The 26,825-nt window shown below is 35.5% G+C and carries 22 protein-coding genes; 14 read left to right on the top strand and 8 right to left on the bottom strand.

Annotated elements, in window-relative coordinates:
* Positions 1–156: 156 nt before the first annotated feature.
* From VUJ46_RS08380 to VUJ46_RS08365, 4 genes are all read right to left on the bottom strand, one after another.
* Complete coding sequence (locus tag VUJ46_RS08380; RefSeq protein ID WP_326984535.1) at positions 157–729, bottom strand: Crp/Fnr family transcriptional regulator; 573 nt, start codon at positions 727–729, stop codon at positions 157–159.
* Positions 730–852: 123 nt separating this feature from the next.
* Positions 853–1,611 carry a T9SS type A sorting domain-containing protein gene (locus tag VUJ46_RS08375; RefSeq protein WP_326984534.1) on the bottom strand — a complete coding sequence of 253 codons (759 nt, stop codon included), beginning with the start codon at positions 1,609–1,611 and terminating at the stop codon, positions 853–855.
* 185 nt (positions 1,612–1,796) lie between these two features.
* Complete coding sequence (locus VUJ46_RS08370) at positions 1,797–2,618, bottom strand: DUF2314 domain-containing protein (RefSeq protein WP_326984533.1); 822 nt, start codon at positions 2,616–2,618, stop codon at positions 1,797–1,799.
* A 398-nt stretch (positions 2,619–3,016) separates the two neighbouring features.
* Entirely contained in the window at positions 3,017–3,445 is a 429-nt protein-coding gene (locus VUJ46_RS08365) for a DUF4268 domain-containing protein (protein ID WP_326984532.1), read from the bottom strand.
* A 163-nt stretch (positions 3,446–3,608) separates the two neighbouring features.
* On the opposite strand from VUJ46_RS08365, the gene VUJ46_RS08360 reads away from it, so the two are divergent.
* The 7 genes from VUJ46_RS08360 to VUJ46_RS08330 all read left to right on the top strand — a co-directional run bounded on the left by VUJ46_RS08360 (position 3,609) and on the right by VUJ46_RS08330 (position 8,950).
* Entirely contained in the window at positions 3,609–4,016 is a 408-nt protein-coding gene (locus tag VUJ46_RS08360) for an RrF2 family transcriptional regulator (RefSeq protein WP_267406099.1), read from the top strand.
* A gap of 89 nt (positions 4,017–4,105) precedes the next feature.
* Entirely contained in the window at positions 4,106–4,798 is a 693-nt protein-coding gene (locus VUJ46_RS08355) for a phosphoadenylyl-sulfate reductase (protein WP_326984531.1), read from the top strand.
* Positions 4,799–4,820: 22 nt separating this feature from the next.
* Positions 4,821–5,729, top strand: coding sequence for a sulfate adenylyltransferase subunit CysD (cysD, locus tag VUJ46_RS08350; RefSeq protein ID WP_326984530.1), 909 nt, complete (start codon positions 4,821–4,823; stop codon positions 5,727–5,729).
* Positions 5,730–5,869: 140 nt separating this feature from the next.
* Entirely contained in the window at positions 5,870–7,114 is a 1,245-nt protein-coding gene (locus tag VUJ46_RS08345; RefSeq protein ID WP_326984529.1) for a sulfate adenylyltransferase subunit 1, read from the top strand.
* Positions 7,111–7,998, top strand: a complete 888-nt coding sequence (locus tag VUJ46_RS08340; protein WP_326984528.1) for a sulfite exporter TauE/SafE family protein — start codon at positions 7,111–7,113, stop codon at positions 7,996–7,998. The genes VUJ46_RS08345 and VUJ46_RS08340 overlap by 4 nt, the downstream gene beginning before the upstream one ends.
* A gap of 91 nt (positions 7,999–8,089) precedes the next feature.
* A complete protein-coding gene (locus VUJ46_RS08335) occupies positions 8,090–8,380 on the top strand; it encodes a putative quinol monooxygenase (protein WP_267406104.1) in 291 nt (96 codons plus the stop codon).
* Between the two features lie 132 nt (positions 8,381–8,512).
* Complete coding sequence (locus VUJ46_RS08330; RefSeq protein WP_326984527.1) at positions 8,513–8,950, top strand: hypothetical protein; 438 nt, start codon at positions 8,513–8,515, stop codon at positions 8,948–8,950.
* 124 nt (positions 8,951–9,074) lie between these two features.
* Here the strand turns inward: VUJ46_RS08330 and VUJ46_RS08325 are convergent, their stop codons facing one another.
* Both VUJ46_RS08325 and VUJ46_RS08320 read right to left on the bottom strand, forming a co-directional pair.
* Positions 9,075–9,545, bottom strand: a complete 471-nt coding sequence (locus tag VUJ46_RS08325; RefSeq protein ID WP_326984526.1) for a hypothetical protein — start codon at positions 9,543–9,545, stop codon at positions 9,075–9,077.
* Positions 9,546–9,729: 184 nt separating this feature from the next.
* Complete coding sequence (locus VUJ46_RS08320) at positions 9,730–10,068, bottom strand: MerR family transcriptional regulator (RefSeq protein WP_326984525.1); 339 nt, start codon at positions 10,066–10,068, stop codon at positions 9,730–9,732.
* Positions 10,069–10,352: 284 nt separating this feature from the next.
* Here VUJ46_RS08320 and VUJ46_RS08315 point away from each other — a divergent pair, with 284 nt between their 5' ends.
* Both VUJ46_RS08315 and VUJ46_RS08310 read left to right on the top strand, forming a co-directional pair.
* Positions 10,353–13,016 carry a reprolysin-like metallopeptidase gene (locus VUJ46_RS08315; protein ID WP_326984524.1) on the top strand — a complete coding sequence of 888 codons (2,664 nt, stop codon included), beginning with the start codon at positions 10,353–10,355 and terminating at the stop codon, positions 13,014–13,016.
* A 292-nt stretch (positions 13,017–13,308) separates the two neighbouring features.
* Positions 13,309–14,190, top strand: a complete 882-nt coding sequence (locus VUJ46_RS08310; protein WP_326984523.1) for an AraC family transcriptional regulator — start codon at positions 13,309–13,311, stop codon at positions 14,188–14,190.
* 155 nt (positions 14,191–14,345) lie between these two features.
* Here the strand turns inward: VUJ46_RS08310 and ccoG are convergent, their stop codons facing one another.
* The gene (gene ccoG, locus VUJ46_RS08305; protein WP_326984522.1) at positions 14,346–15,788 is read right to left on the bottom strand and encodes a cytochrome c oxidase accessory protein CcoG; all 1,443 of its coding nucleotides are present in this window, start codon (positions 15,786–15,788) and stop codon (positions 14,346–14,348) included.
* Between the two features lie 266 nt (positions 15,789–16,054).
* Between ccoG and VUJ46_RS08300 the strand changes: the two genes are divergently transcribed.
* The gene (locus VUJ46_RS08300; protein ID WP_326984521.1) at positions 16,055–16,948 is read left to right on the top strand and encodes an SMP-30/gluconolactonase/LRE family protein; all 894 of its coding nucleotides are present in this window, start codon (positions 16,055–16,057) and stop codon (positions 16,946–16,948) included.
* A gap of 174 nt (positions 16,949–17,122) precedes the next feature.
* Here the strand turns inward: VUJ46_RS08300 and VUJ46_RS08295 are convergent, their stop codons facing one another.
* Complete coding sequence (locus VUJ46_RS08295) at positions 17,123–18,430, bottom strand: DEAD/DEAH box helicase (RefSeq protein ID WP_326984520.1); 1,308 nt, start codon at positions 18,428–18,430, stop codon at positions 17,123–17,125.
* A 544-nt stretch (positions 18,431–18,974) separates the two neighbouring features.
* On the opposite strand from VUJ46_RS08295, the gene rpsA reads away from it, so the two are divergent.
* From rpsA to VUJ46_RS08275, 4 genes are all read left to right on the top strand, one after another.
* Positions 18,975–20,765 carry a 30S ribosomal protein S1 gene (rpsA, locus tag VUJ46_RS08290; RefSeq protein WP_326984519.1) on the top strand — a complete coding sequence of 597 codons (1,791 nt, stop codon included), beginning with the start codon at positions 18,975–18,977 and terminating at the stop codon, positions 20,763–20,765.
* 1,020 nt (positions 20,766–21,785) lie between these two features.
* Positions 21,786–24,485, top strand: coding sequence for a T9SS-dependent M36 family metallopeptidase (locus VUJ46_RS08285; protein WP_326984518.1), 2,700 nt, complete (start codon positions 21,786–21,788; stop codon positions 24,483–24,485).
* Positions 24,486–24,615: 130 nt separating this feature from the next.
* The gene (locus VUJ46_RS08280) at positions 24,616–25,593 is read left to right on the top strand and encodes an EamA family transporter (RefSeq protein ID WP_326984517.1); all 978 of its coding nucleotides are present in this window, start codon (positions 24,616–24,618) and stop codon (positions 25,591–25,593) included.
* A 74-nt stretch (positions 25,594–25,667) separates the two neighbouring features.
* On the top strand, positions 25,668–26,663 hold the full coding sequence (locus VUJ46_RS08275) for an alpha/beta fold hydrolase (protein WP_326984516.1): 996 nt from the start codon (positions 25,668–25,670) through the stop codon (positions 26,661–26,663).
* Positions 26,664–26,825 lie beyond the last annotated feature (162 nt).

Here is a 26,825-nt window from a genome sequence, read left to right as displayed (position 1 = left end):
ATGATGTAAAATTCCGTCAATAAAACAAGGTGGCATTTGCCATTTGACAAAAAGAGAGTTTTTTGGCTGTAAGTTGGGAGATGGAAGAGGGAGGTTTAATAAAGACGGTGTATTTTTGCGCTGTTAATGAACTTCCAGCTTCCATCTCTCAGCTTCCTACAATGTAATATTCTTCCTGATTCTGCTTAAGGAAGATTGCGTCACGCCCAGATAAGAGGCAACATATGAAAGCGGAATTCTGTTGACCGCTGTAGGATAGATCTCTAAAAATTTCAAATACCGCGTTGTCGCATCTTCCGAAACCAATGGACTTCTTCTTTCCACTTTCTGAATCAAAGCTCGTGAAATAATTTTATGAACAATGGCATCAAACCCTACAATGGTTTGTAATAATTCCAGCCAGTCTTTTCTTTGAAAAACAACCATCTTGCAATCTGTTACGGCCTGGACATAGGCACTTGAACAAATTTGATTATCAAAACTTTCAAGATCTACCACCAGATTGTTCTCTTCAATAAAATATTTGGTGATTTCTTCACTTTTATTGTTATAGTAACAGACTCTAAGAATTCCTTCAATCACAAATCCTACCTGTTTGGCCACTTTTCCGGCTTCAGAAAAATATTCTTCCTTGGAAAGTGTTAATTCTGTTGCTTTACTGGCAATGAAATCCTTCTGTTGTGGGTTCAGGTTCCCGAATCTCAGGATAAAATCAAACAATTCTTTCATATACGCAATTTAAGCAAAGATTATTTATCAACATTTGCCATTTGGTAAAAAACAAAAAGAGAAACTCTAAAGCTTCTCTTTTGATTGTTATTAATAAACCTGTTTAAACTTAATATCAGAATCTTATTCTTTAATAAATTTTGAACTTAAATTACCAATTTTATAGATATAATTTCCTGTAGTAAGGTTTTCGACATGTAAAGAAATTGTTTCTTCACTGTTGGAAAAAGATTGAGCTAAAACCAGTTTTCCCGTAACATCAAAAACTTCTACTTTATTAAAGTTGTTCTTAGGATTTGTAACTTTTAAAGTAGTTTTTGCAGGATTTGGAAATGCTACTAACTTATTTTTGGCATTCATAATTTCCTTATTGGCAAGCACAGAAGTAGGTAGAGTATAAACTTCTGTTTGCGCTGTAATTTCGTTACGAGCCTGTAATTTATTCACATTGTCAATAGGGTCATGGTAGATTTTAAGATATTCCATTCTGTATTCTCCGGGAAAATCTTTAATAATGATTCCATCTTCATCAATGATCTGCATTTTACTTGCCGGGCCATTGAGATTTTGGTAGAATACGATAAACTCCAGTTTGTCATTTGTATTGAATAAATACTTGGAAATAGGATATTGATAATCTTCAGGGAAAGAAGTATAGGTATAGCCTGTAGGTATCGTTAGATTTAATGTTTTTAAAAGAGCGAAATCAGAATTGTAAATTTTGATAGATGGTGTATTTTCATTCTGAGAGCAGTAATATAGCTCGGTATCATTGCTGTAATTTGCAAAAATTTCATCCTGAGGAAAGGTGTGTTCCAAGGTGATTTGTCCAAAAGATAGGCTCGCTGTGAATAGAGCAGCAGAAAATAAAAGTTTTCTCATGATTATTGATATATGATTATTTAAATTTAGAAAATTGAAGAATGCTGGTTGTAGAATTTTATCATTTTAAGATAGTGTTTTTTTAAGACTGCTAAAATAAAGAAAAATGTATTGTAATTATGAATGGTTGATGTTAATTTTTCAATAAACAAAAAAGAGAAACCTGAAAGCTTCTCCACATATTGTTAATTCTGCAAAATAGGGATCAGATGTTCCCAATTCAGCTGTTTAGCGTAATCTAAAGCTGTTTTTCCGTTGTTTGTTTTTAAATCTTTATCAGCACCGGATTCCAGAAGAACTTCTACAGAGCTTAGATTTCCGGCAATGGTTTCTCTATGGAGCATTGATAATCCTTCATCATCTACATTTGTCAGTTCATTCGGATAATCTTTTAAAAAAGTAATAAAACTTTCCTTCATATTCTTGCTCATCGGATGTTCAGTCAGGTTTTCAGGATGTTCCGTTTGCTCGTAAACCACTTCAATATGATTAAAATCTCCAAAATCAAGCCCCCACATGGCATCGTGCTCTTGGATTTCTTGGTCAGACTTCATATCGGCGCGCATTTTATGAATTGTAAATCCTCCGTATGCTTTTGGAATCCGCTCTTCTGAAGACGAAAATAATTTGGAAAGACCTTTGGGTTTTTTAGCAGGTGGCGTCATTGCGAAAAGCCAGTCGCTGATCTCATTCAAAGGAATTTCAAAATAATCACCTGCCTGAATACTGCTAAGATTATTGGGTTCATTAATGAGGTAGCCTTTCACGGTATCTCCATTAAAATCAATATCATTGATCCACATATGTTCAACGGTTTCTTCTCCGGTTTCGGGATGTTTTTCAGAAAAAGAAGTTTTTACACAGGCAAGGCTCATCGCCGGAATTATTCTTCTGTATTCCCAGGACAGTTCTCTCCAGAAATATTTAAAAGTATCCTGCGCTTTTTGGTAAGCTTCAATCATTTTAGGATCGGCGCCGTCCGTGAAGATGAACGTGTTTTCTTCCATGAAATTAATATTTTTTGTGATTTAATAATTAGAAATATCAATGTGAATTCTGCTGAAAAGCATTATGAATAATTACCAATTGATATTTTTAGTTTGACTAAAATACAAAAATTATTTAAACGGAAGTTTAAGTTTTATATGAATTTTTACAGCTGTCTTTTATTACCACATTTAGGACAATAAATTTTGAAGCAATTTTACTTTCTTCTTTATCCAGCATTGGAACATCCATTTTGCATCGCCAGCAATACCTGATTTTCATGAAATATTTATTTTATTTTGCCTGATTTTATTTTGCTTGGTGAAAAATAGTTTTGCTTTCCTGTACAAAAAAACAGGAAGTTTAAAAAAGATTAATTCAAATAAAATTTCTGCTAAAATTTCAAGAATCATACTGATTAAACATCTTTTATAAAATCTTCATATTCATAATAAAACCTTTCAAATCCATCCATTTTGTCAACGAAGAATTCAAAAGCTTCCTGCCACGTATTTTTATTGAAAACTGAAATTCCTTCCTTTTCCACCCAAATTCTGCTGATTACTTTTCCGTTTTCCAGCATATAAAATTCTTCTTTATGGAAATCGCCGATAAAATCTTTCAGAATATCTTCCAGAGACCATATCTTGTTGTAATAAGCATCTCTGAAAACTTCATCTTTCATTTCGATATCCAAAGAAACCTCTGCTTTTTTCTTATCGGCATAAAATTTAAACGAAAAATCTTTGACCTTGGTATCATACAAAATCCATTTTCTCGGAAAAGATTTTCCGAATGCCGTCCAAAACTCCTTTTTTAATTTTTGTGCTTCCTCTTTACTGAACATGGTACAAATGTAGGAAAAAAGTAAGAGCCAAGTAAAAAGGTAAAAGAGCCAAGTATATGAAAACTTTGAAAAATTTACGCTCAAATGATAATTCTTTTCACCCTTACTTTTAACTTTTGCCTTTTTACTTTTAACTTAATTCTTTTTTCTTAATTTTGCTGTAATGCTGTCAAAAAAATCTCAATATGCTTTTAAGGCACTGTCATACCTTGTAGAAAAGAGGAATGATGGGCCAATTCTGATTTCTGAAATCGCGGAACACAAAAAAATTCCGTTAAAGTTTCTGGAAAATATTTTGCTTGAATTAAAAAAAGCAGATATTCTCGATAGTAAAAAGGGAAAAGGTGGGGGATATTTTTTCAAAGAAAATCCTGAAAATGTAAAGCTTGCTAAAATCATCAGACTGGTAAATGGCCCTATCGCCATGTTGCCTTGTGTGAGCTTGAATTTCTATGAAAAATGTGCCGACTGTAATGAAGATCACTGCAGTTTACATGATGTTTTGATTGAGGTTCGGGATGCTTCCCTTAAAATATTAGAAGAAAAAACTTTACTGGATTTGATCGATTGATCTAAATCCTTTTTTTTGAATAATTAGTCTACTTGTTTGGTAGGATAATTATTTTATCAGATATTTGCATTACTTCAAATGAACAAAATATGATTTCAAAGGAAGATGCAGATATACTGAAACAGCTTTCAGCAGAGGAAGGATTGAAATTGATCTCCACAAAATTCTCAGATGGAGTGGTGTTTTCGACATCGCTTGGTCAGGAAGATCAGGTGATCACAGACTTAATATTTAGTCAGAAACTACCCATAAAAGTGTTCACTTTAGATACAGGAAGGCTTTTTTACGAACATTACGACTTACTTTCTAAAAACAATTCGAGATATAAAATAAAAACGGAAGTGTATTTTCCGGAAGCTTCAGATGTTGAGGAGTATGTGAATGAAAAAGGAATGAATGCCTTTTATTATTCCGTAGAAAACAGAAAAGAATGTTGCTTTATCAGAAAAGTAAAACCATTGAACCGCGCGCTGGAAAATGCAAAAGTGTGGATCACAGGCTTACGTTCTGAACAGTCTGAAAACCGCGAAAATATGCAGGTTTTAGAGTGGGATGAACAGAGAAATCTTTACAAATATAACCCGTTGATCCACTGGACGTATCAGGATGTTCTGGATTATCTTGAAGAAAATAAAGTACAGGATTTGCCTTTGCATAAAAAAGGATTCATCAGTGTGGGTTGTCAGCCTTGTACAAGAGCGATTGAACCTGGGGAAAACCCTCGTGCCGGACGTTGGTGGTGGGAAAGTTCACATAAAGAATGCGGTCTGCATTCAAATTAATTAAAAAATCTTTCAAATAATAATGAGTAATTATACATTAGATTATCTGGAGCAGCTGGAGGCAGAGAGCATTTACATTATGCGTGAGGTGGCTGCACAGTTTGAAAAACCGGCTTTGCTTTTCAGTGGCGGAAAAGATTCTATCACCCTGGTTCATCTGGCGAAAAAAGCATTCGCCCCGATGAAGATTCCGTTTCCTCTGGTACATATAGATACGGGACATAATTTCCCTGAAGCCCTTCAGTTCAGAGATTATCTGGCTGAACATTTGGGTGCTGAACTGATTGTAAGAAAAGTGGAAGATACCATTAAAGCTAAAAACTTAACCGAGCCTAAAGGAAAGTTTGCTTCCAGAAACTGGCTGCAAACGCATACTTTATTAGATACGATCGAAGAATTTCAGTTTGATGCCTGCATTGGCGGCGCGAGGAGAGATGAAGAAAAGGCAAGAGCCAAAGAACGTTTTTTCTCGGTTCGTGATGAGTTTGGGCAATGGGATCCGAAATTACAGCGTCCGGAATTATGGAATATCTATAACGGAAGAATCAATAAAGGTGAAAATGTACGAGTTTTCCCTATTTCCAACTGGACGGAACTGGATGTATGGAGTTATATCCGAAAAGAAAATATTCAGCTTCCTTCGATTTATTTTGCTCACGACAGAGAAGTGATTAAATATGACGGTCAGTTGATTGCCGCTTCAGATTTTATTCAGATTGATGAAAATGATGAGGTGGTTACGAAAAGAGTTCGCTACAGAACGGTTGGCGATATGACTTGTACGGCGGCTGTGGAAAGCAATGCCGAAACGTTAGACAGTGTCATCAACGAAATTATTGCTTCCAAAATTTCTGAGCGTGGCGAAACCCGAATTGATGATAAAGTAACGGAAGCCGCGATGGAAGACCGGAAAAAAGGAGGATACTTTTAATAAGTAATGGGCAATGAGTAATATAAGTAATGCAAAATATTCTGCATATTTTACTCATAGCTTACTATTAAATTATAAAAAGATGAGCGGTTTGAAAAAATTACTCATTACCAATTACTCATTACTAATAAAATAAACTCATGGACATACTAAGATTTATAACTGCCGGAAGTGTAGACGATGGGAAAAGCACCCTGATCGGAAGACTTTTGTACGACAGTAAAAATATATTGATTGATCAGCTTGAAGCTTTAGAAAAACAATCAAAAAATAAAAACGAAAACGGAGTAGATCTAGCCATTCTTACAGACGGATTGAGAGCCGAAAGAGAGCAGGGGATTACGATTGATGTGGCCTACCGGTATTTTTCCACGCCGAAAAGAAAATTCATTATAGCCGATGCACCGGGACATATTCAGTATACCCGAAATATGATCACCGGAGCTTCTAATTCTCAGTTGATTATTATTTTAATTGATGCCAGACAAGGCGTTATCGAGCAAACGAGAAGACACTCTATCATAGCTTCATTATTAAAGATGAAAAATGTTGTGGTGGCAATCAACAAAATGGATTTGGTTGATTATTCTGAAGAGATTTTTAACGATATTAAAGCACAATATCAGTTGGTTGCTGAGAAGTTAGGATTGGAGAATGTAAACTATTTCCCGATTTCTGCTTTTTACGGCGATAATATTGTAGATCAATCTGAAAGAACGGCTTGGTATGAAGGTCCGACTTTGCTTGATTTTCTTGAAAATGTTGAGGTAAATAACCAGGCCAATCTTGATAATGCGAGATTTCAGGTGCAGTATGTAATTCGTCCACAAACGGATGAACTGCATGATTACAGAGGATATTCAGGAGAGATTATTTCAGGAATTTATCAGAAAGGCGATCAGATCACCATTCTTCCGCAGAATATTGAAACAACGATTTCAAAAATTGAAACGGGAGGAAAAGAAGTTGACCTTGTTTTTGCCAATCAGCCAGCTGTATTGCATTTGGAAGATGATATTGATGTAAGCCGCGGCGATTTTTTTGTAAAAACCGAAAATCAGCCAAAAGTGGAAAATGAAGTGGAAGCCATTGTCTGTTGGTTGGATAAAAAAGAATTGAACGAAGGCAATAAATATTTCATTCAGCATAAAAGCAAAGTAGTAAAAACCATCATCAAAGAAATTGAATATAAAATTGATGTCAACACACTTGAAAATACTCCCAATTATTCAGGAATTAAACTGAATGAGGTGGTAAAAGTAAGATTAAAAACGGCTTCACCGCTTGTTTTTGATCCTTTTAGTGAAAATAATGATACCGGAAGTGCTATTTTGATTGACGAAACCAGCAATTCTACGGTAGGAGCTGTAATGATTTTATCATGATGGTGATCTCAAGAAAAATCCAGGTCAGGCTCAACGTTCTTTTTGTAACGGTTGCCGTTTTATTCATTGTGGCTTTTTCAATGTATGAAATGGGCTACCTGGATGAGCTTTTTGTGATATTAGCCAAAGACGATTATATTTTTTACTGGATGATGCTCGTCGGCGTACTGGCCGAAATTGTTGCGGGATCAATGGGAATGGGCTATGGAGTGATCTGTACCACGACACTTTTATTCCTGAATATTCCGCCGCATGCTGTAAGTGCAAGCATCCACTCCGCGGAAAGCTTTACCACAGCAGCGGGAAGCGCGAGCCATATTAAACTGAAAAATGTAAGTAAAAGTCTGGTTAAAAAACTGGCCATTCCGGGTGTCATCGGTGCCATTATCGGAGCTGTAGCTTTAACCTATTTGGGTGAATATTATTCTAAAATTACGAAAACCATCATTTCTTTTTATACTTTATATCTTGGAATTCAGATATTATCGAATGCTTTTCAGACCAAACAGGATAAAAAACTAAAGAAAAAAACGAATCTGACAAGATTAGGCGTGATCGGTGGTTTCATCGATGCCTTTGCCGGCGGTGGTTGGGGACCTTTGGTGACGGGAACTTTAATTAAAAATTCTTTTACCCCAAGATTTGCGGTGGGAAGTTCTACGGTTGCAAAATTTATTCTGACGGTAACGGCTGCCGTCACGTTTATCTTTACCTTGGGTGTTCAGCATTGGAATATTATTCTCGGACTTTTAATCGGCGGAATTTTTACCGCTCCTTTTTCTGCGATGTTGACCGCGAAACTCCCTGTGAAAAGTATGTTTGTCGTAATTGGAACTTTGGTGATCGTTATGAGTTCGATTACGATTTACAAATCTGTTTTTTAAGCATAAAATCTGTTAAAGTGGAAAAATAAAACGAAGAAAAAATAATTTGATTTCGAAAATAATTTACTTTTACAGTCTAATTTAACAGTACATGAATTTACATATCGTTGCGCTTTTTAAGTTTAATGAAAATTACTTGATGGAAGCGGTAGAATTGTTTCAGAATTTGGTGAAAGAAACAAGAAAAGAAGAAGGTTGTCTTCAATATGATTTGGTTGAAGATAAGGATAACAAAGGAACTTTCTTTCTGATCGAATTATGGGAAAGCGTAGAACATCATAATCGTCACAACGGGCAGGATCATTTACTGGATTTCCGAAAAGATGCTTCGAAAATCATGGAAAAATCGATAGAAGTGTATAAAGGGTTTAAGATTTATTAGATTCTTAAGAGACTTCTTTGGGTAGTGAAAAAAAACAATAAACCTTTTACAGTTTATTGTTTTTTTAATTTAAGATAGTATTACACTACGTATCTGGATTAATAGCGGTGGTACTACCAACAGGTTTTCGTGATGGATGTCGACAACAGCAATGGTGGAAAGTATGATTTCTGGACAACCGATCGTAAAAATCCGTACCAATATTACTATAAAAACTTTTTGGACACTACGTATATTGAGCCGGATAATTTTGACCTGTCGATTAATTATTATCAAAAAACTCTTAACACGTCAAACAATAAAGAAGAAAAAGCTAGAATATTATTCCAGATGGCCAGCGCCGAGCAAGGAAAATATTATCAGTATGAAGCAAAAAATCCGGCTAATATCGATTATTCTGATCCTAAATGGTCTGAGAAAAATGCCGCTCACGATCCGCAAATGACTACCACCAAACATGAAAAATACAAAACGTATTTTGCTATTTTAAAGAATCAGTATTCGGATACCGAAACAGCAAAAGGGCTGATGGGTAGCTGTATTTATTTTGAGTATTTTATGAAGAAGTAAGTTGTTTCATTTTGAGACATATTTATATAAATCAGGCTGTCTTTAAAAAGGCAGCCTGATTTTTTATTTGAAGCCACGAGCGAGACGCTCGCGCTAGCTGAGGATAGTGTAATAGAAAAGGGGCTTATTGAGTGGCTTTGTTGCTAATGTTATAAAATTTTAAAATTTCTATAAGATATTTGTATTTTAATTCTTCTGAAAAATTTGTTCTATTGAAGTAAGATAAAACTGCAGATATTATTTTAGTAATATCTTTAAAATTAAGGACTTTAACTTTATTATCCAATAATAATAAATAGTATGAGGAATGACTAGCCGAAGGAATAATTATAAATATTCCTTTACTATTATCTTCAATTAAACTTTTTTCGAGAATCTCATTAATATAAAAATGTCTATTTATATATTTTACTTTGTCTTCTTTAATTAAAGCAGCTTGCTCTTTATTTAAAATTCGGTCTGCTATTTTTTCTTTGATTATAACTCCTTTATCATCTAAAAAACTGCTGCTTATATGTACAATAGAGTCCTTGGTTTCCTGAGCATTCACAATAAGACAAGTAACTAAAAATAAAATAAATTTAGTTTTTCTCATTATTTTTTATATTTGCAATATGTTGTAAAATTTGTTCTGCTATCTGAGTTGGTATAGTTCTGTTGAGCTTGTAAGGAAATACAGAAGGGCTTTAGAAAAGAGTTGTATTAATTTCCATAGTTTTGAGTGTAGAACTGTAAAATATACAACTGTTTAAACAGCGCTTGTCTGCATATGGCATTGCTTACTCCGTATCTGTCAAGGAATCTTTAAGCTTTAGCAATTCCGCTTTTACAAATTCCAGGCGATCAATTAATGTGATGGTTTCAGATATTTTACTGTTGGTAGTCAATGCGATACGGGCTCCATCCAGTGTATAGCCCTTTTCTTTTACCAAATGATAAATTATTTGAAGATTCTTAATGTCTTCGGGAGTAAAATACCGGTTGCCTTTTTTATTTTTTTTAGGCTTAATGATCGGGAATTCTTGTTCCCAATATCTTATTAATGAAGTGTTTACATTGAATGCTTTGGCAACTTCTCCTATAGAATAATATAATTTATCAGGTAAATTTATCTTCATTTTTAAAATCCTAAAGTTCAAAGATAAAACTTTTTTAAGTTTTAAGGCAACTATACATCTGCGATTATAATGATTTATTCCCTGAATATAAAGGTTCAGTGCTTATTATTCTTCTATTTGTGAGGCGAAATTCAATAAAGTAGATTTGATTTTATTCAATTTTAGATAGATTTAATTTGAATAAATTATTAAAATATCATAAATCTTTATTATTTTGGTAAAGCTTAGCAGCGGGAAAATGAAGACGTGTATTCACAGGAAATCACATATCAAAACTATATAATATGAAGCATTACTTATTTATTCTTGCATTGGCATGTCCTTTTTTAGGACATTCTCAGTGGTCGCGGACAGAGCTTAGATCTCAGAAAGTAAAACCATCTCAGGAAAAACTGGAATTTTCAGGATTGTATTCTTTGGATACTCATCAGTTGGCGCAGCAGCTGAAAAATGCGTCTTCCCGTTTGGCTAATGGAAAAGGAATCACTATTTCATTGCCCAATGCTGAAGGGAATATCGAAAAATTTCAGGTTTGGGAATTTTCCAATATGTCACCTGAACTTCAGGCCAAATATCCCGACATCAGATCGTATGTAGGCTCTGGAATTGATCATCCTGAGGCATATTTAAGATTCAGTATATCTCCCATTGGGTTTTCTTCGATGATTACCCGTTCCGGAATTTCGGAGTATATTGAACCTTATACTCAGGATAGAAGCGTGTATGCTGTTTTTGATTCTAAAGCTAAAAATGGTCATAGCGATGAGCCTTTTGTATGTTCTACAATCGACGAAGCAGTTAAAAATGTAGAAAAAAATACGAGCAAAAAAGCGGCAGGTTATAATGTTTTCAGATTAGCATTGTCATGTACTGGTGAATATGGTACTTATCAGCTGGAAGCGGCGAATATCCCTTCAACAGCAACAGATGCACAGAAAAAAGCGGCTGTTTTAGCAGCACTAAATACGAGTTTAACCCGCCTGAATGGTGTGTTTGAAAAAGACCTGTCTCTCCATTTCAATTTAATTACCAATATTGAATCAATCATTTTCTATGATGCTTCAAATGATCCATATGCTTCCGGAAGTCCGACAGCCGCACAAAATGGTATTGCATCACTTGTTGCGAATGAAGACTATGATATGGGGCATTTACTGGATAAAGAAAATGCAAATGGCGCAGCGGGAGTAGGGGTTATTTGTACCACGAATCAAAAAGCAAGAGGCTGGACGGCACATAATTTCCCTGAAGGAAGTAAGTTTGACATCGATTATGTGGCTCACGAAATGGGACATCAGCTTGGAGCAGGGCATACGTATACATATAGTACAACTCAGGCGGATCAAACGGTGGAGCCGGGTAGTGGAAGTACGATTATGGCATATACGGGTATTGTTGGTGGTAATTTAGATGTTCAGTTTAATTCTAATGATTATTACCATATCAACAGTATCAATCAGATTAAAAATAAAATTAACAGCATCACATGTGGTGTCAATACGCCATTTGCCAATCCGGCGCCGAGTATTTCTGTGGGGGCGAGTTATACGATTCCTCATTCTACGGCATTCGTGATCAGAGGAACTACCACAGACGCCAACTCTTCTGCTTACACGTATGCAGTTGAGGAAACAGACTTGGCAAATTCTGCCCAGATAGGAGCCAATTCATACGCGTTTTTAACGAAGGCATCGGGTCCGAATTTCAGATCTATGCCGCCTGTAACTACTCCTGCAAGATATTTTCCTGATTTCAGAAAAGTACTGGCAGGTGTTTTAACGACAAGATGGGAATCTGTTTCAAGCGTGGCAAGAAATCTTAATTTCAATATGTCGGTTAGAAATAATGATCCTGTGGCTCCACAGGTGGGGCAGGCTTCAACCATTGTTACCGTTGATGCAGCAAACGGACCTTTTCAGGTAACAGCACCTGCTTTTGGGCAGTCGTCAGCTTCCGGTTCTTCTTTGACAGTTACCTGGAATGTGGCAAACACGACACAGGCACCCGTCAGTACGGCCAATGTTAATATTAAGCTTTCTACGGATGGTGGAAATACCTTTACCACTTTAGCAGCCAATACCGCTAACGACGGAACAGAAACAGTGACTATTCCTGCGAATTCCAATTCGGCAAACGCTTATATTTTGGTAGAAGCCGTTGGTAATATTTACTATGCAGTAAGTCCGAGTTTTGTCATTGGATATACATCATCCGGAGAAACTTGTAATACTTATAACTACACAGGAACTCCTGTAGCGATTACCGATGGACCTGGTGGTTCAGGAATTTCTTCTCCGAGAGTGGAGGCTCCGCTTCTTGTCAATAATTCTGGAATTGTAACCAAAATTAAAGTAACTCCGAATATTGCCCATACTTATGTGAGCGATTTGGCAGTCGGTATCGAAAGCCCGAATGGTTCTTCTGCCTTAATCTGGAACAGAAGCTGTGGTACCAGTGCATTTTCCGGGATTACAGCAGCCTTTAGTGATACAGGAAATGCGGTGGCGTGTACATCTCCGGTTCAGGGAGAAACAAAATCTTACGAACCTTTAGAGCTGTTCAAAGGACATCCTGCGCAGGGTACATGGAAGCTTTTTGCCTCTGATAATTACCCTAATGATACAGGAACCATCAATTCATGGTCATTGGAGGTTTGTACAAGAAATACTCAGGTGTTGGGAGTGAAGGATCTGGCGTCAAATCTAGGGGATGATATTAAAATTTATCCAAACCCAAGTAACGGGAACTTCTTTATCAAATCCAGAAATTTACCGGGTGAACATAAGGTGACATTATTCGATGCAAGCGGCAGATTGATTCATTCTTCATCATACCAAAGTGAAAGTGATACCACGCAGGAATTTAATTTAAATGTTCCGAAAGGAGTTTACATCATCAATGTCAATTCAGCAAAAGGAAATTACAGTCAAAAATTAATCATTAAGTAATCTTCTTTTAGAGGCTGTTTAAATTTTATTGCCAAAAATTTTTATAGCTATTTTGAGATGGATTTTTTGCTTCGTGTTTGCAGATTTAGCGGGCTAAATCAAAAATAGGAAGTGAAAAATACGCTCAAAAGAGCATCAAAATTGAGCAAAGATCAACTTCATTAATGATAATAAATAAAACGGTAAAATTTTAAACAGGCTCTTAATATAAAATTTAGGGGTTAGTGAATGCTAATCCCTATTTTTATGTCTGAATTTCTTTCATTACATTTGATATAAAATAATAACTGCGTTGGATTCTATTTCGGTACTTCATATAGACTTGTTTCAGAAGGGAAAAAATACTTCTGATTTTTATTTCAGTACGGTTCAGAATCATTTGATCGTTGGTCATCGCCATCTCGAAAAAGCCCATCGACACGACTTTTACGCTACTATTTTATTTACAAAAGGAAGCGGAGTTCATGAAATCGATTTCCAAAAATATACGGTAGAACCCGGAAGTCTGTTTTATATGTCACCGGGGCAAATTCACAGTTGGGATCTATCTCATGATATTGAAGGCTATCTTTTCTTCTGTCTTCAGGATTTTTATGAACTGCATTATGTGAATCAGAAGCTCAGAAATTTTCCTTTTTTCGGATCAGTCAATTTCCCCAGAAAACTTCAGCTAAATGAAACTGAATTAAGCGAAAATCTAAATTTATTTTTAGAACTTGAAAAAGAATATCACGGTCAGGACGTGATGAAAAACGGACTGATGCTCTCATTGATGTCTCAGATTTTTATTAAATCTACCCGACAGTTTTCAAGAGATTTTGATAATCTGGCTTCGTCCGCGAGTCTTTCTTATTTTAAACATTATCAGGATTTTGAAACGTTGGTAGAGCAGCATTTTACCAAAGAGAAAAGCATTACATTTTATGCTTCATTAATGAATATCTCATCAAAACATTTGAACAGGATTACCCAAACCGTTGTTCAAAAGACCGCCACAGACGTCATCACAGAAAGGGTAGTGCTGGAGGCCAAAAGAATGTTGATGTATCTTGATGAAAGTCTGGTAGAAATCGCGTTCCGGCTGGGATATGAAGAATATTCTTATTTTGTGAGAGTATTCCGAAAGACTTCCGGAATGACTCCCACGCAATTTATTAAGAAATACAAGGCTTAATGGTTTGTAGTTATTAGTTATTAGTTATTAGTTTTTGGTTGATGGTTGATGGTTGATGGTTGATGGTTGATGGTTTTTAGTTCAATCTTCTTAAACTCTAAAACCCTCCAACCCTCCAACTCTCAAACTCTCAAACTCTCAAACACTCCAACCCATCACAGTAGCAACTTAAAAGGTCCTTCAAACGTCGTTTCAAAAGAAGTTACCATTTTTCCTTTTTCGTCAAATACACCGATCAGCAGATTTTGTTTGGATAATTTTATTTCTTCTTCGGGGAAGGTAATATTGATGTTTCCTTTCAGGATCTGATCTTCCTTTAAAACAATTTTACTGGAGCCGAAGAAATTAATTTCCCCATTTTTAGGACTCAGAATTTTAATGGTTAAGATTTTTTTCTCACTGGTTTTATTAAGGAAAGTATAGATAAAAGTATTGGTGATCTTGCCATCTTTTACAAAAAATGTTGATCCGGCAGGTTTAATGAATTTTGCCTCCATAGAACCGCGGTCGTACATCAGAAATCCTAAAAACCCAATCAGGAAAGTAAGAAAAACAGCAGTCACTTTCATTCTCGAAGTGAATTTGAACTTCTCCTGATTTTCAATTTCCGCTTCTGTGGCGTATCGAATCAATCCTTTTGGAAGGCCTACTTTTTCCATTACATCGTCACAGGCATCAATGCAGGCGGTACAGTTTACACATTCCAGCTGTTGTCCGTTTCTGATGTCAATTCCCGTTGGGCAAACTACTACACATTGATGACAATCGATGCAGTCGCCTTTTCCTGCAGCTTTTCGGTCTTCGTTATTTCTCCATTTTGAACGGTTTTCCCCTCTTTTGAAATCGTAATATACATTAATGGTCTGCTTATCAATCAGTACGCCCTGAAGTCTTCCGTAAGGACAAATCAAGGTACACACCTGCTCACGGAGCCATGCAAATACAAAGTAGAAAGTAACTGCGAACCCTACCATTCCAAGGAATTTTAAAGAATGGTCAAGGGGGCCTTCGGTAATAATTTTCAACACATCTTCATATCCTACGATATACATGAACATGAAATTGGTAATGATGACTGATATGAAAGCAAAAACCATCCATTTTGTGACTCTCTTTCTGATTTTTTCTGAATTCCACTCCTGTCTCTCCAGCTTCATCTGTTTATTTCGGTCGCCTTCGATCCAATATTCAATTTTTCTGAATACATTTTCCATGAAAATAGTTTGCGGACAAAGCCAACCGCAAAAAATTCTTCCAAAAACTACCGTAAAAAGCATCACAAAGATCACGGAAGTCACGGCACCAAGGGCCAAAATGAAAAAATCCTGCAGATAAAACGGCTGCCCGAAAATGAAAAATCGACGATCAATCACATTGAAAAGGAAAATAGGATTGTGATTGATTTTCACAAAAGGCAACCCGAAAAATAAAAGCAATAGGAAATAACTGGTGTAATCTCTGTAATTGGTGTATTTTCCTTTTGGTTTTCTGGGAAAAACCCATTTTCTCTTTCCGGTTTGATCCATTGTTCCTACCGAATTTCTGAAATCATCATAATCTATGTCAGCGGCAGGAAAATTGTCGGATGGTATACTCATCGTCTTAGAATTTTATAATAAAATAGAAATATGAGTACTTTCTATATTGAAATAAATACTCATTTTTTAAATTGCATTAAAGAAAGATATTGGGCTTTCTTTCTATGCAAAGCTCTTAATTAAATCATTTTATTACTAATATTATCTACTTCTTAAATGGTATTATTCGGACATTTTTAAATTTAAGTTTAATGTTTCAAAATGAGAAAATAATCTTTGAATCTGTTGCTACATATCGTAAATTGTGCTCCTTAAAATTGTACGTAATGAAAAATATCTTGAAAACAGGCTATGTTGGTTTGGTTTTAGTATTACTCAACTGTAAATCAGTAAATAGCAGTACTATGTTTTATGAGGATGTAAAACCGGAAAAAGTTTCGGATCAGTTTAGTTTTACGGAAGGACCGTCTTCGGATAAAGAAGGGAATGTGTATTTCACCGATCAGCCGAATGATAAAATTTATTATTGGGACTGGAAAACAAATAAAATTGTTCAGTTTTTAGATAAAACGGGTCGCGCCAACGGAACACATTTCGATAAAGATGATAATTTAATTACCTGTTCAGACGATAACGGAGAAATCTGGAAGATCTCAAAAGATAAAAAAGTTCAGGTTTTATTGAAGGATTTTGAAGGCAAAAGACTGAATGGCCCAAATGATGTGTGGAATGACGAATTCGGAGGAATGTATTTCACAGATCCTTTATACGAAAGAGATTACTGGATTAATTTCAAGCAGGAAATTCCCAATAAAAGTTTATATTACAGAAGTAAGGAAGGGCAAATTTCAAAACTGGAAACTTTTACCCAGCCTAATGGAATCGTAGGAAGTGAAAAGTTTAAAAAATTATACGTTTCTGATATTGATGCAGGAAAAACTTACGTGTACGAGATTCTTGGCGAAGGAAAATTGTCTGAGAAGAAACTTTTCTGTGAAATGGGTTCAGATGGAATGACATTGGATAAGCACGGAAATTTATATTTAACAGGAAAAGGCGTTCATGTTTTTAACCGCGACGGAAAGAAAATTTATCACATTCCTATTGAAGAAGAATGGACTTCCAATGTAACCTTCGGAGGAAAAAATAATGAAACTTTATTCATCACAGCTTCAAAATCGGTGTATACTTTACCGACAAAAGTGAAGGGTGTGAAATAATTTTTTTTAACACAAATTGTACTAATTTTTTCACTAATAACACAAATATTTATCTTGATTTAAGTTTTGGCTAAAGCCAATTAATTTTTGATATTAAAAAACGGGCTAAAGCCCGTTTCTATTGATATTTTTACATTGTTATCCGTGAAAAAATTAGTGCAACTCGTGGTTAAACTAATAAGCTACCTCCATTTTTACTTTCTTGCCTTTCAGTTTTTCATGAGCGAGCCTTTTCAGGACATCATTCACCCGGTTTCTGGCAACCGCAACATAAGAGGTGGTATCTTTTACTTCTATCAGGCCAAGTTCTTCTTTTTGAAGATCTCCTTTTTTAAGCAGATATCCTACAATATCCACTTTATTCACCTTATCTTTTTTACCGGCACTGATATAAATGGTCTGGAAAGGTGTTTTTCCCGGAACTTTGTTGAATCCTTCCACACTCTCCTCCGTAGTATCGTTTTTTATAAACGGAAAGTTTTCTTCCGCAGTCATAATTAAATAAGCGAAACCTTTAGCATTCATCCTCGCCGTACGGCCGTTTCTATGGATGAAAGCATCTTCTTTGTAAGGCAACTGATAATGTACAATAGATTCAACTTCCGGAACATCAAGACCTCTTGATGCTAAATCAGTCGTGATTAAAATTCTCGCAGAATCATTTCTGAATTTCAGTAAAGCGCGTTCTCTTTCGTCCTGTTCCATTCCGCCGTGGAAAGTCTCACGGTCGATTCCTTTTTCACGCAAAAGCTCAGAAATACGGTCTACCGCTTCACGGTGATTACAGAAAATCAAGGTTCTTTTATTCCCGATTTTACAGATCAAATGAAACAAAGTATCCAGTTTTTCTTCAGAAATGGTCATTACTTTTCTCAACTGAATATCAGGTTTTGATTCACCTAATTTCAGAAAGTCAATCATTTTCTCATTTTTTAACCCTGTAAAAGCCGGAATTTCTTCCATTGCCGTTGCCGAAGTCAAAATTCTTTGAAAAAGACCTTTCATTGAATTAGAAATAAATTCCATGTCATCGTGAAAGCCTAGTTCCAACGCTTTGTCAAACTCATCCAATACTAAAGTCTGAATCGTTTTCGGGTCGAAATTATTATTTCTTAAATGATAAACCACTCTTCCGGGCGTTCCAATCAAAATCGCAGGTGCTTCAATTAAATTATTGACCTCAATCTTCTTATCGTGACCTCCATAACATACCGAAACCTTAAAATCGGTTCCCATCGATTTGAAAACCTGCTCGATCTGCAAAGCCAGTTCTCTTGCAGGAACCAAAATCAATGCCTGAATTCCTGAAGCCTCTTTTTTCAGATTTCGAAGAACAGGAAACAGGAAACCCAGTGTTTTCCCAGATCCGGTAGGAGAGAGCAACACAATATCCGTATTGTTTTCAGAAGCTTTATATATAGATTTCTGCATCTGATTCATATCCTGAATCTGCAGTTTATTGAAGATCGATTGTAATTCCATGCTGCAAAGATAAGGATTTAGTTGATGGTTGTTAGTTGCTTGTTGATGGTTTTAAATTTAATGTTAGATGTTCAAAGTTTAATTAAAATGAAGCAAAAAATCTATCAACTAAAAAACCCTCAACCAACAGCTATATTAGAAGCTATTTCCGGCTTTCCGCTGTATCTTTTTTGTTACGGTCTCCGCTTCGCTGCGTCCGCAACAAAAAAGGATGCCGCTGCAATCCGGGCTAGGGGGGCGAGGGGTAAAACGGCATTGGTTTGCAACACCATCTGTAGTTACCTGGATTTTGTGCTTACGAAGGCTCAGTGCGACATCATTAATACGGACTGGATCTGATTAATATTTGATTTTCAGTAATTTGTGTTTGTTTTGAAGATGGTGATAATTATTGTTTATCTCAAATAAAATCCCTATCTTTGCACCCACTTTTGTGGCGAAAAGGTTTGATGGGTAAATTACTTATAATTAATTACTTCCGTATTTTTTAAATCCACATTTATTCAAACCGTTAAAAAAGAAGGAATACAAATTTTATTAGAAAATGTCAAAAGAGACAAATTCAGCAGAGGTTATTTTAAACCAAAACGTAGCACCAGAACAATTTGATTGGGATTCTTTCGAATCAGGTCTTGATGCAGATGCGAGAAAAGAAAAAAGCGACTTAGAAGAAATCTATAACGGATCTCTTAACAGCCTAAACGATAACGACGTTTTGGTTGGTAGAGTCGTAAGATTAACTGACAAAGAAGCTATCGTAGACATCAACTTCAAATCTGAAGGTGTAATTTCTCTTAACGAATTCCGTTACAACCAAGGCCTAAGCGTAGGTGACGAGGTTGAAGTAATGGTTGACAGAAGAGAAGACAAAACAGGACAGTTACAATTATCTCACAGAAAAGCTAGAACGCTTAAAGCTTGGGATAAAGTAAACGAACTTCACGAAACTGGAGAAATCGTTAACGGTTTTGTTAAATCTAGAACTAAAGGGGGTATGATCGTAGACGTACACGGAATCGAAGCATTCTTACCTGGTTCTCAAATTGATGTTAAGCCAATTAAAGATTACGATCAGTTCGTAGGTAAAACTATGGAGTTCAAAGTTGTGAAAATCAACCCTGAGTTCAAAAACGTAGTTGTATCTCACAAAGCATTGATCGAAGCAGATATCGAAGGTCAGAAAAAAGAGATCATCGCTCAGTTAGAAAAAGGACAAGTTCTTGAAGGTACTGTTAAGAATATTACTTCTTACGGTGTATTCATCGACCTTGGAGGTGTTGATGGATTGATCCACATTACAGACCTTTCTTGGTCTAGAGTGAACCACCCATCTGAAATCCTTGAGGACGGACAGACTGTAAAAGTGGTTATCCTTGACTTTGATGATGAGAAAACAAGAATCCAGTTGGGTATGAAGCAATTAGAAGCTCACCCTTGGGATGCTCTTTCTGCTGACATGAAAGTTGGAGATAAAGTAAAAGGAAAAGTAGTAGTTCTTGCTGACTATGGTGCATTCGTAGAAATCGCTCCAGGTGTAGAAGGATTGATCCACGTTTCTGAAATGTCTTGGTCTACTCACTTGAGATCTGCTGGTGACTTTGTGAAAGTAGGTGATGAAGTAGAAGCTGAAGTATTAACTTTAGATAGAGAAGAAAGAAAAATTTCTCTTGGTATCAAGCAATTAAGCAAAGATCCATGGGAGAACATCGAGGCTAAGTATCCTGTAGGATCTAAGCATGTAGGAACGGTAAGAAACTTCACTAACTTCGGTGTATTCGTTGAGTTAGAAGAAGGTATCGACGGTTTAATCTACATCTCTGATCTTTCTTGGACTAAGAAAATCAAGCACCCGTCTGAGTTCTGTGCAGTAGGTGATAAATTAGATGTTGTAGTTCTTGAATTAGACATCCAGGCTAGAAGATTATCTCTAGGTCACAAACAATTGACTGACAACCCTTGGGATGCTTTCGAAACTAAATATGCTGAAGGAACTATCCACGCTGGTAAAGCAGTAGAAGTACACGATAAAGGTGCTTCTGTACAGTTCGAAGATGCTGAAGTTGAAGCTTTCTGCCCATCAAGATTATTAGAGAAGGAAGACGGATCTAAAATCAAAAAAGGTGAAGAAGCTCAATTTAAAGTAATTGAATTCAACAAAGAATTCAAGAGAGTAGTAGTTTCTCACACAGGGATCTTCAGAGACGAAGAGAAGAAAAATGTGAAAGACTCTTCTTCCAGAAATGTGTCTTCTTCTTCAAACAATGAAGAGAGATCAACTCTTGGAGATATCGATGCATTAGCTGAATTAAAAAGAAAAATGGAAGAAGGTAAATAATCCTTCATTTCATTTTAAAATATGAGCCACTCATTTTTGAGTGGCTTTTTTATTTAAAATGCCTTAGAATTCGAAGTTGTAAGGGATCAAGTACAAAAGTTGAGGACCAGGCAAAAAAGTTTATATAATGTAAGTTGAAATTTTTTGCATTCGTGGCCATAGTATGCAGCCATCAATTTTATCTTCGATAAAATCCTTGCGCCTTAAAAACATAGAGTATTAAAAAATATCTTTGCGTCTTTGCGAAAAACCAACAAAGACAGTATCATCTGTAAAACTTGTGCGATCTATGGGAAATAAAAAAATTCGGGCATTCGTGGCCACAATATGCAGCCCTCAATTTTATCAAAGATAAAATCCTTGCGTCTTAAAAACATCAGGCATTAAAAATATCTTTGCGACTTTGCGAAAAACCAACAAAAAAGCATCTTCTACGGCAAATAAAAAATATTAGTGCATTCGTGGCAAAAAATACATGTAAGCAATTTCTCCCCAAGTTTTGAAACTGATCCGATAATTCCACAAAAAAGTTTTAACAAATCTCTTGATCCTTATCATTGGTGCGATCCTCAGGTTGTACACTATGATTTCCGTATTCGTGACAGTAAAAAGGCATATTTAAATTCTTCTTTCAGATGCTGTACTTTGTAAAGTTTTAATTTAAATATATAAAAGAGTCCCGTGTGTCATAAAAAATAAAAAAAAATAATTTTACAAAGCATTTTTTCAGGCTTTGTGAAGTAAATTCATTTACCTATGGCTTTATGAAAATCATTGGAAAATCATAAAATATTTGCATTAAAAATGTATTTTTTTACAAATAAGAAAGAACTCCTGTCTTAAAATACCTTTTTTATTATCATTTACTGAAGGATCATGGGAAAATTGACATGGAAAATTAATTTCTTAAACTGGGGCTGGTCTTTTTTAACTAGAAAGATAGATGTAGGTTAATAAAAAATTAACATAAATGATTTTTGATTGATAATGATTTGTAAATTTGCGTCTTTAATAATAAAAATGAAAAAGATAACTCTACCCCTTCTTTTTGCTGCTTTCGCAGTGTTTCCCACTGTTCTTTTTGGACAAGATAATGAAAGATTAATAAAAGATTATATTTCTCAAAATAAAATAAGAGAATATAAGAGATCAGATCTCAATAATTTTATTGTTGATAATGTGGATCCTTCAAAATCATTAAATGGTAATGTGGTAAAAATTCAGCAGACTTATAATGGACTCCCTGTTTATAATTCTGTAGCAACAGCGCTTATTAAAGACAATAAGGTGGTGTATTTTACGGATAATTTTGTTAAAGATTATCATGAGGCTACATCAACCCATGTTACGATTTCTAAAAATTCTGCGTTAGATAAGATTGCAGAGGATTTAGGAAAGTCTGAAATTTCCAGTTTACCGATCATTAAGTTTTTAGAAAAATCGGCAAATAAGAACCATGCTGCAAAACAAAGACTTGTATATGCAAACAATGGAAATGGTGATTTAAGATTAGCTTATGAATATTCTTTTAGTGAGCCAAAATCTGCCAACTATTGGAATATTGTAGTTGATGCCAATACTGGTGATATTATAAGTAAAGCTAATCTAACGACTTTTTGTGAGTTTGAACAAGGAGGTGTATATTCACACGATTATTCACAATCTCATATTCATGCAGATGGAACTGAACATAAATTTGCTAGTGTAGAAAATAATGTAAATCAATCTACTAATCAGAATGTGGCTTTATTATTACCAGATAATGCTTCATATAATGTTTTTCCACTTCCGCTAGAAGCTGCTACATTTGGTTCAAGGTCTATAATTTCAAATCCTTGGGACCTAACCGCGTCACCGGAAGGGTGGCATTCTGACGGAACTACACATTATACCATAACCAGAGGTAATAATGTTTTTGCTTATGAAGATTTATCAGGTATCTCTATGACGTATCCTGATTATATAGCGGGAACTCCGGCTGATGGTGGTGCTTCACGAAATTTTGATTTCCCATTTTCCATAACGGGTAGTCCGGCAGCTAACTTAAATGCTTCTATCACGAATTTATTTTACCTTAATAATAAAGTTCATGATGTATTCTACCAATTCGGATTTACAGAATCCGCAAAGAACTTCCAACAGAATAATTTTGGAAAAGGTGGATTAGATGATGATTATGTATTGGCTGAAGCTCAGGATGGTGGCGGAACGAATAATGCCAACTTTGCTTCTCCTGAAGATAACTATAATCCAAAAATGCAAATGTACTTATGGTCTTCGGCAAATAGAGTATTTTTCTATAATGCACCCACTGCTGCAACTACACGTACTCCGTCGGCAGGGACAGCAGTGTTTGGATCTGCGCTTACCGCAACAGGTGTAACCGGTGATATCCAGCTTTCTTCTGTTTTAAATGGTTGTACCGCATTGCCTGCAGGGTCTCTTACAGGTAAAATTGGTTTAGTAGAGAGAGGTTCTTGTGATTTTGTAATTAAAACTAAAAACTTACAGGATGCTGGTGCTGTTGCTACTATCATTTACAATAATAGTGTAAATGGGGATACAGTAATTAATATGTCAGGAACAGATTCAACAGTTACTATTCCTGCTGTTTTAATTGGTAATTCAGAGGGTGAATATATAAAAAGTCAATTAACAGCAAACACTACCGTAAATGTTACGCTGAAGAATGATCCGGCAACAAGTGTTACACCAGACGGAAGTTTTGATAACGGAATCGTAACGCACGAATATGGGCATGGTATTTCTAACAGAATGACGGGTACAGGATATAACTGTTTAAATTATAACGTTTCTAACGAGCAGATGGGAGAAGGTTGGTCTGATTTCTTTGCTTTGATGTTAACGAATAAACCAGGAGATAACGCTTCTGTTGCAAGGGGTACTGGTACCTATGCGGCTAATCAGCCTATTACTGGTGGCGGTATCCGTCCCGCCAAATACTCTCCGAATTTTGCAATCAATGATTTTACCTACGGAGATACAAATGGTATGGCATTTTTTGATAGTAGACCTCAGGTAAATAGACAAGTTCCGGATGTGCATTCTATTGGCTTTATCTGGGCAACAATGCTTTGGGATCTAAACTGGAAATATGTTGAAAAATATGGGTATGCATCTGATGTAACCGCTAATGCAAATAGTGGAAGTGCTCAGGTTTTACAATTGGTTGTAGATGCATTAAAACTTCAGGGATGTAATCCTACTTTCATAAACGGTAGAGATGCAATTATAGCCGCAGACCAGGCAAAAACCGGAGGTCAAAACCGTTGTATGATATGGAATGTTTTCGCCAATAGAGGATTGGGAATCAATGCATCGGCTGGAAGTAAAGCTCCGACCAATGTGAATAACACTGCTGCTGTGAATGCTGCTCTTAACGATCAGGTAGAAAATTTCGATCTGCCTGCAGATTGTGCTGCATTAGCTACCAACGAAGTAAGCGCTGTTAAAAATACGGTTTCAATTTATCCAAACCCGGCCAAAAACGAGTTTTACATCAATTTCCCAAGCAAAGCCAACGGAAAGATGAATGTTGAGGTGTACGATATGTCAGGGAAATTAGTAGCTTCTGAAGACAAAGTTTCTCCGGATGCTAAAACGGCTATTTCTACGGAGAGATTAAACAATGGAGTGTATATGGTAAAAGTAAAAGGCTTAGGCTTTGATGCGACATCTAAATTGATCATTAAAAAATAATCAGTTTTAAAATACTGCAATCGGGATCGGCGCAAACGGAGTTTGCGCCGATTTCGTTGATCTGTCATATTCATCTTCTCTATTCTTTTGATTTTTAAATTGTACCTTTGCCGGCTGTTCAAAAAAAATTATGAAGAAGAAAAATATACTAAAAGGAGTTTTATTTGTAGGAATTGGAGCCAGTATATATGGGATGTTAGCTACTTTTGTAAAGTTGGCTTATGAAGATGGTTACACTACATCAGAAGTTACCACATCACAGTTCATATTAGGGTTGGTCGGACTTTTAATTCTGAATTTCATTCAAACCATTACCTCAAAACAAAAATTAGCATCACCTACCGGGAAAGAAGTAAGAAACTTAATGCTCGCGGGAACATCGTTGGGTTGTACCAGTTTGTTTTATTATATCGCCGTTCAATATATTAACGTTTCGATTGCTATCGTGTTGTTGATGCAGTCGGTATGGTTTAGCGTAGTGGTTGAAAGTTTTTTAACTAAAAAATTACCCAATGCAAGAAAAGTAGTTTCTGTGGTAATTGTTTTACTCGGAACAATTTTAGCCACAAACCTGATTAATACAGAAATCGAACTAGATCTTAAAGGTCTTTTTTGGGGATTGTTAGCGGCGGCTTCGTATACCTTAACGATGTTTACCTCCAACACACTGGCAACGCATTTACCCGTTTTCAGAAAAAGTATGATCATGCTTTGCGGAGGTTCTGTTGTTATTTTTGCCTTTTTATTTTTCGCGCAAATCGGACCGCTACATTTTGATGGGTTAAGATCATTTTACTTAAATTTTACTGAAAATACAGAACATATTCACAGTTTTAATTATTCGATTCTTTGGAAATATGGTTTGATTTTATCGCTTTTCGGAACGATTATTCCTCCGATTTTATTTAATGTCGGTTTCCCAAATGCCGGTTTGGGATTAGGAAGTATCGTTTCTTCATTAGAACTTCCGGTTTCTGTGACGATGGCTTTTGTTTTATTAGGTGAAAAAGTAATCATGATTCAATGGTTGGGAATTGCTTTAATTCTTTTTGCTATTGTTTTAATGAATCTTCCGAAAAAAGAAGAAAAAGTCGTCGAGTTATCTTAAATAAATGATAATTAATATATACAAACCGTTTCTTTTGAAGCGGTTTTTTTATTTTTATAGTAAATTAAATTTTCATGAAAAATTTTAAGAATGCTGTTGCAATTTTAATGCTATCGATTACGTCAAACTTTATGCTTTCTCAGGTAAAGCCTTTAGATGCTGAATTATCAAACTATAAATACCCCTATGAAGTTCATTTTTTAAATCTAAAATCTCAAAATAATGACTTAAAAATGGCTTATATGGATGTTCAGCCAAAAAAGTCAAACGGAAAAACGATTATACTCCTTCACGGGAAAAATTTTAATGGAGCCTATTGGGAAAGAACGGCAAAAGATCTTTCAGATAAAGGATTCAGAGTGATTATTCCGGATCAGATCGGATTTGGAAAATCTTCAAAACCTCAGAGTTATCAGTTTTCATTTTCGCAATTGGCAGATAATACAAAAACGATTTTAGATGAACTTAAAATTGATAAAACGATTGTATTAGGTCATTCAATGGGAGGGATGGTTGCTACAAGATTTACTCTGCTTTATCCGAATATGGTTGAAAAATTAATTTTGGAAAATCCAATCGGTTTAGAAGATTACAAAACGTTTGCAGCCTATCAAACTATTGATCAGGCCTATCAATCTGAACTTAAAAATACGGCGGAAACCTATAAAAATTATCAGTTAAAATTTTACTACGATAATCAATGGAAAGCAGAATATCAACCGTGGCTGGATTTAATTGCAGGCTGGACTTTACATAATGATTACCCAAAAGTAGCCTGGGATGCTGCATTAACATCGGATATGATCTACAATCAGCCGGTTTGTTATGAGTTTAAAAATATTAAAACTCCGACTTTGTTAATTATCGGAACCAGAGACCGAACAGCCATAGGAAAAGACAGAGCTCCAAAAGAATTACAGTCAAAAATGGGACAGTACCAGGAGCTGGGAAAGAAAACCCAACAGCAAATAGCGGGTTCAACACTTATTGAAATTGAAAATGTAGGACATCTTCCACATATTGAGGTGTATGATAAATTCTGGAGTGCTTTGTATGAGTTTATAAAATAAAATCTGAAAACTGAGTGGAGGAGGCTTAAGCTAAGGATCGTATTTTTTAGTTTTTTTTGGATGAATGAAAATGGGTTTCAGAATAAACCGTTGAAAAAGAAAATTTCTTTGTTTCACACTGAAAACAAAAAAACTTCTCCTTAAAAAAGAAAGAATGGGGGT

This window comes from Chryseobacterium sp. MYb264, from assembly GCF_035974275.1.
Taxonomy (GTDB): domain Bacteria; phylum Bacteroidota; class Bacteroidia; order Flavobacteriales; family Weeksellaceae; genus Chryseobacterium.
This window is presented reverse-complemented; position numbering and strand designations above follow the sequence as displayed.

Coding starts and splice junctions, on each gene's coding strand:
- VUJ46_RS08380 (WP_326984535.1), bottom strand. CDS start 729: ATGAAAGAATTGTTTGATTTTATCCTGAGATTCGGGAACCTGAACCCA.
- VUJ46_RS08375 (WP_326984534.1), bottom strand. CDS start 1,611: ATGAGAAAACTTTTATTTTCTGCTGCTCTATTCACAGCGAGCCTATCT.
- VUJ46_RS08370 (WP_326984533.1), bottom strand. CDS start 2,618: ATGGAAGAAAACACGTTCATCTTCACGGACGGCGCCGATCCTAAAATG.
- VUJ46_RS08365 (WP_326984532.1), bottom strand. CDS start 3,445: ATGTTCAGTAAAGAGGAAGCACAAAAATTAAAAAAGGAGTTTTGGACG.
- VUJ46_RS08360 (WP_267406099.1), top strand. CDS start 3,609: ATGCTGTCAAAAAAATCTCAATATGCTTTTAAGGCACTGTCATACCTT.
- VUJ46_RS08355 (WP_326984531.1), top strand. CDS start 4,106: ATGATTTCAAAGGAAGATGCAGATATACTGAAACAGCTTTCAGCAGAG.
- cysD (WP_326984530.1), top strand. CDS start 4,821: ATGAGTAATTATACATTAGATTATCTGGAGCAGCTGGAGGCAGAGAGC.
- VUJ46_RS08345 (WP_326984529.1), top strand. CDS start 5,870: ATGGACATACTAAGATTTATAACTGCCGGAAGTGTAGACGATGGGAAA.
- VUJ46_RS08340 (WP_326984528.1), top strand. CDS start 7,111: ATGATGGTGATCTCAAGAAAAATCCAGGTCAGGCTCAACGTTCTTTTT.
- VUJ46_RS08335 (WP_267406104.1), top strand. CDS start 8,090: ATGAATTTACATATCGTTGCGCTTTTTAAGTTTAATGAAAATTACTTG.
- VUJ46_RS08330 (WP_326984527.1), top strand. CDS start 8,513: ATGGATGTCGACAACAGCAATGGTGGAAAGTATGATTTCTGGACAACC.
- VUJ46_RS08325 (WP_326984526.1), bottom strand. CDS start 9,545: ATGAGAAAAACTAAATTTATTTTATTTTTAGTTACTTGTCTTATTGTG.
- VUJ46_RS08320 (WP_326984525.1), bottom strand. CDS start 10,068: ATGAAGATAAATTTACCTGATAAATTATATTATTCTATAGGAGAAGTT.
- VUJ46_RS08315 (WP_326984524.1), top strand. CDS start 10,353: ATGAAGCATTACTTATTTATTCTTGCATTGGCATGTCCTTTTTTAGGA.
- ccoG (WP_326984522.1), bottom strand. CDS start 15,788: ATGAGTATACCATCCGACAATTTTCCTGCCGCTGACATAGATTATGAT.
- VUJ46_RS08300 (WP_326984521.1), top strand. CDS start 16,055: ATGAAAAATATCTTGAAAACAGGCTATGTTGGTTTGGTTTTAGTATTA.
- VUJ46_RS08295 (WP_326984520.1), bottom strand. CDS start 18,430: ATGGAATTACAATCGATCTTCAATAAACTGCAGATTCAGGATATGAAT.
- rpsA (WP_326984519.1), top strand. CDS start 18,975: ATGTCAAAAGAGACAAATTCAGCAGAGGTTATTTTAAACCAAAACGTA.
- VUJ46_RS08285 (WP_326984518.1), top strand. CDS start 21,786: ATGAAAAAGATAACTCTACCCCTTCTTTTTGCTGCTTTCGCAGTGTTT.
- VUJ46_RS08280 (WP_326984517.1), top strand. CDS start 24,616: ATGAAGAAGAAAAATATACTAAAAGGAGTTTTATTTGTAGGAATTGGA.
- VUJ46_RS08275 (WP_326984516.1), top strand. CDS start 25,668: ATGAAAAATTTTAAGAATGCTGTTGCAATTTTAATGCTATCGATTACG.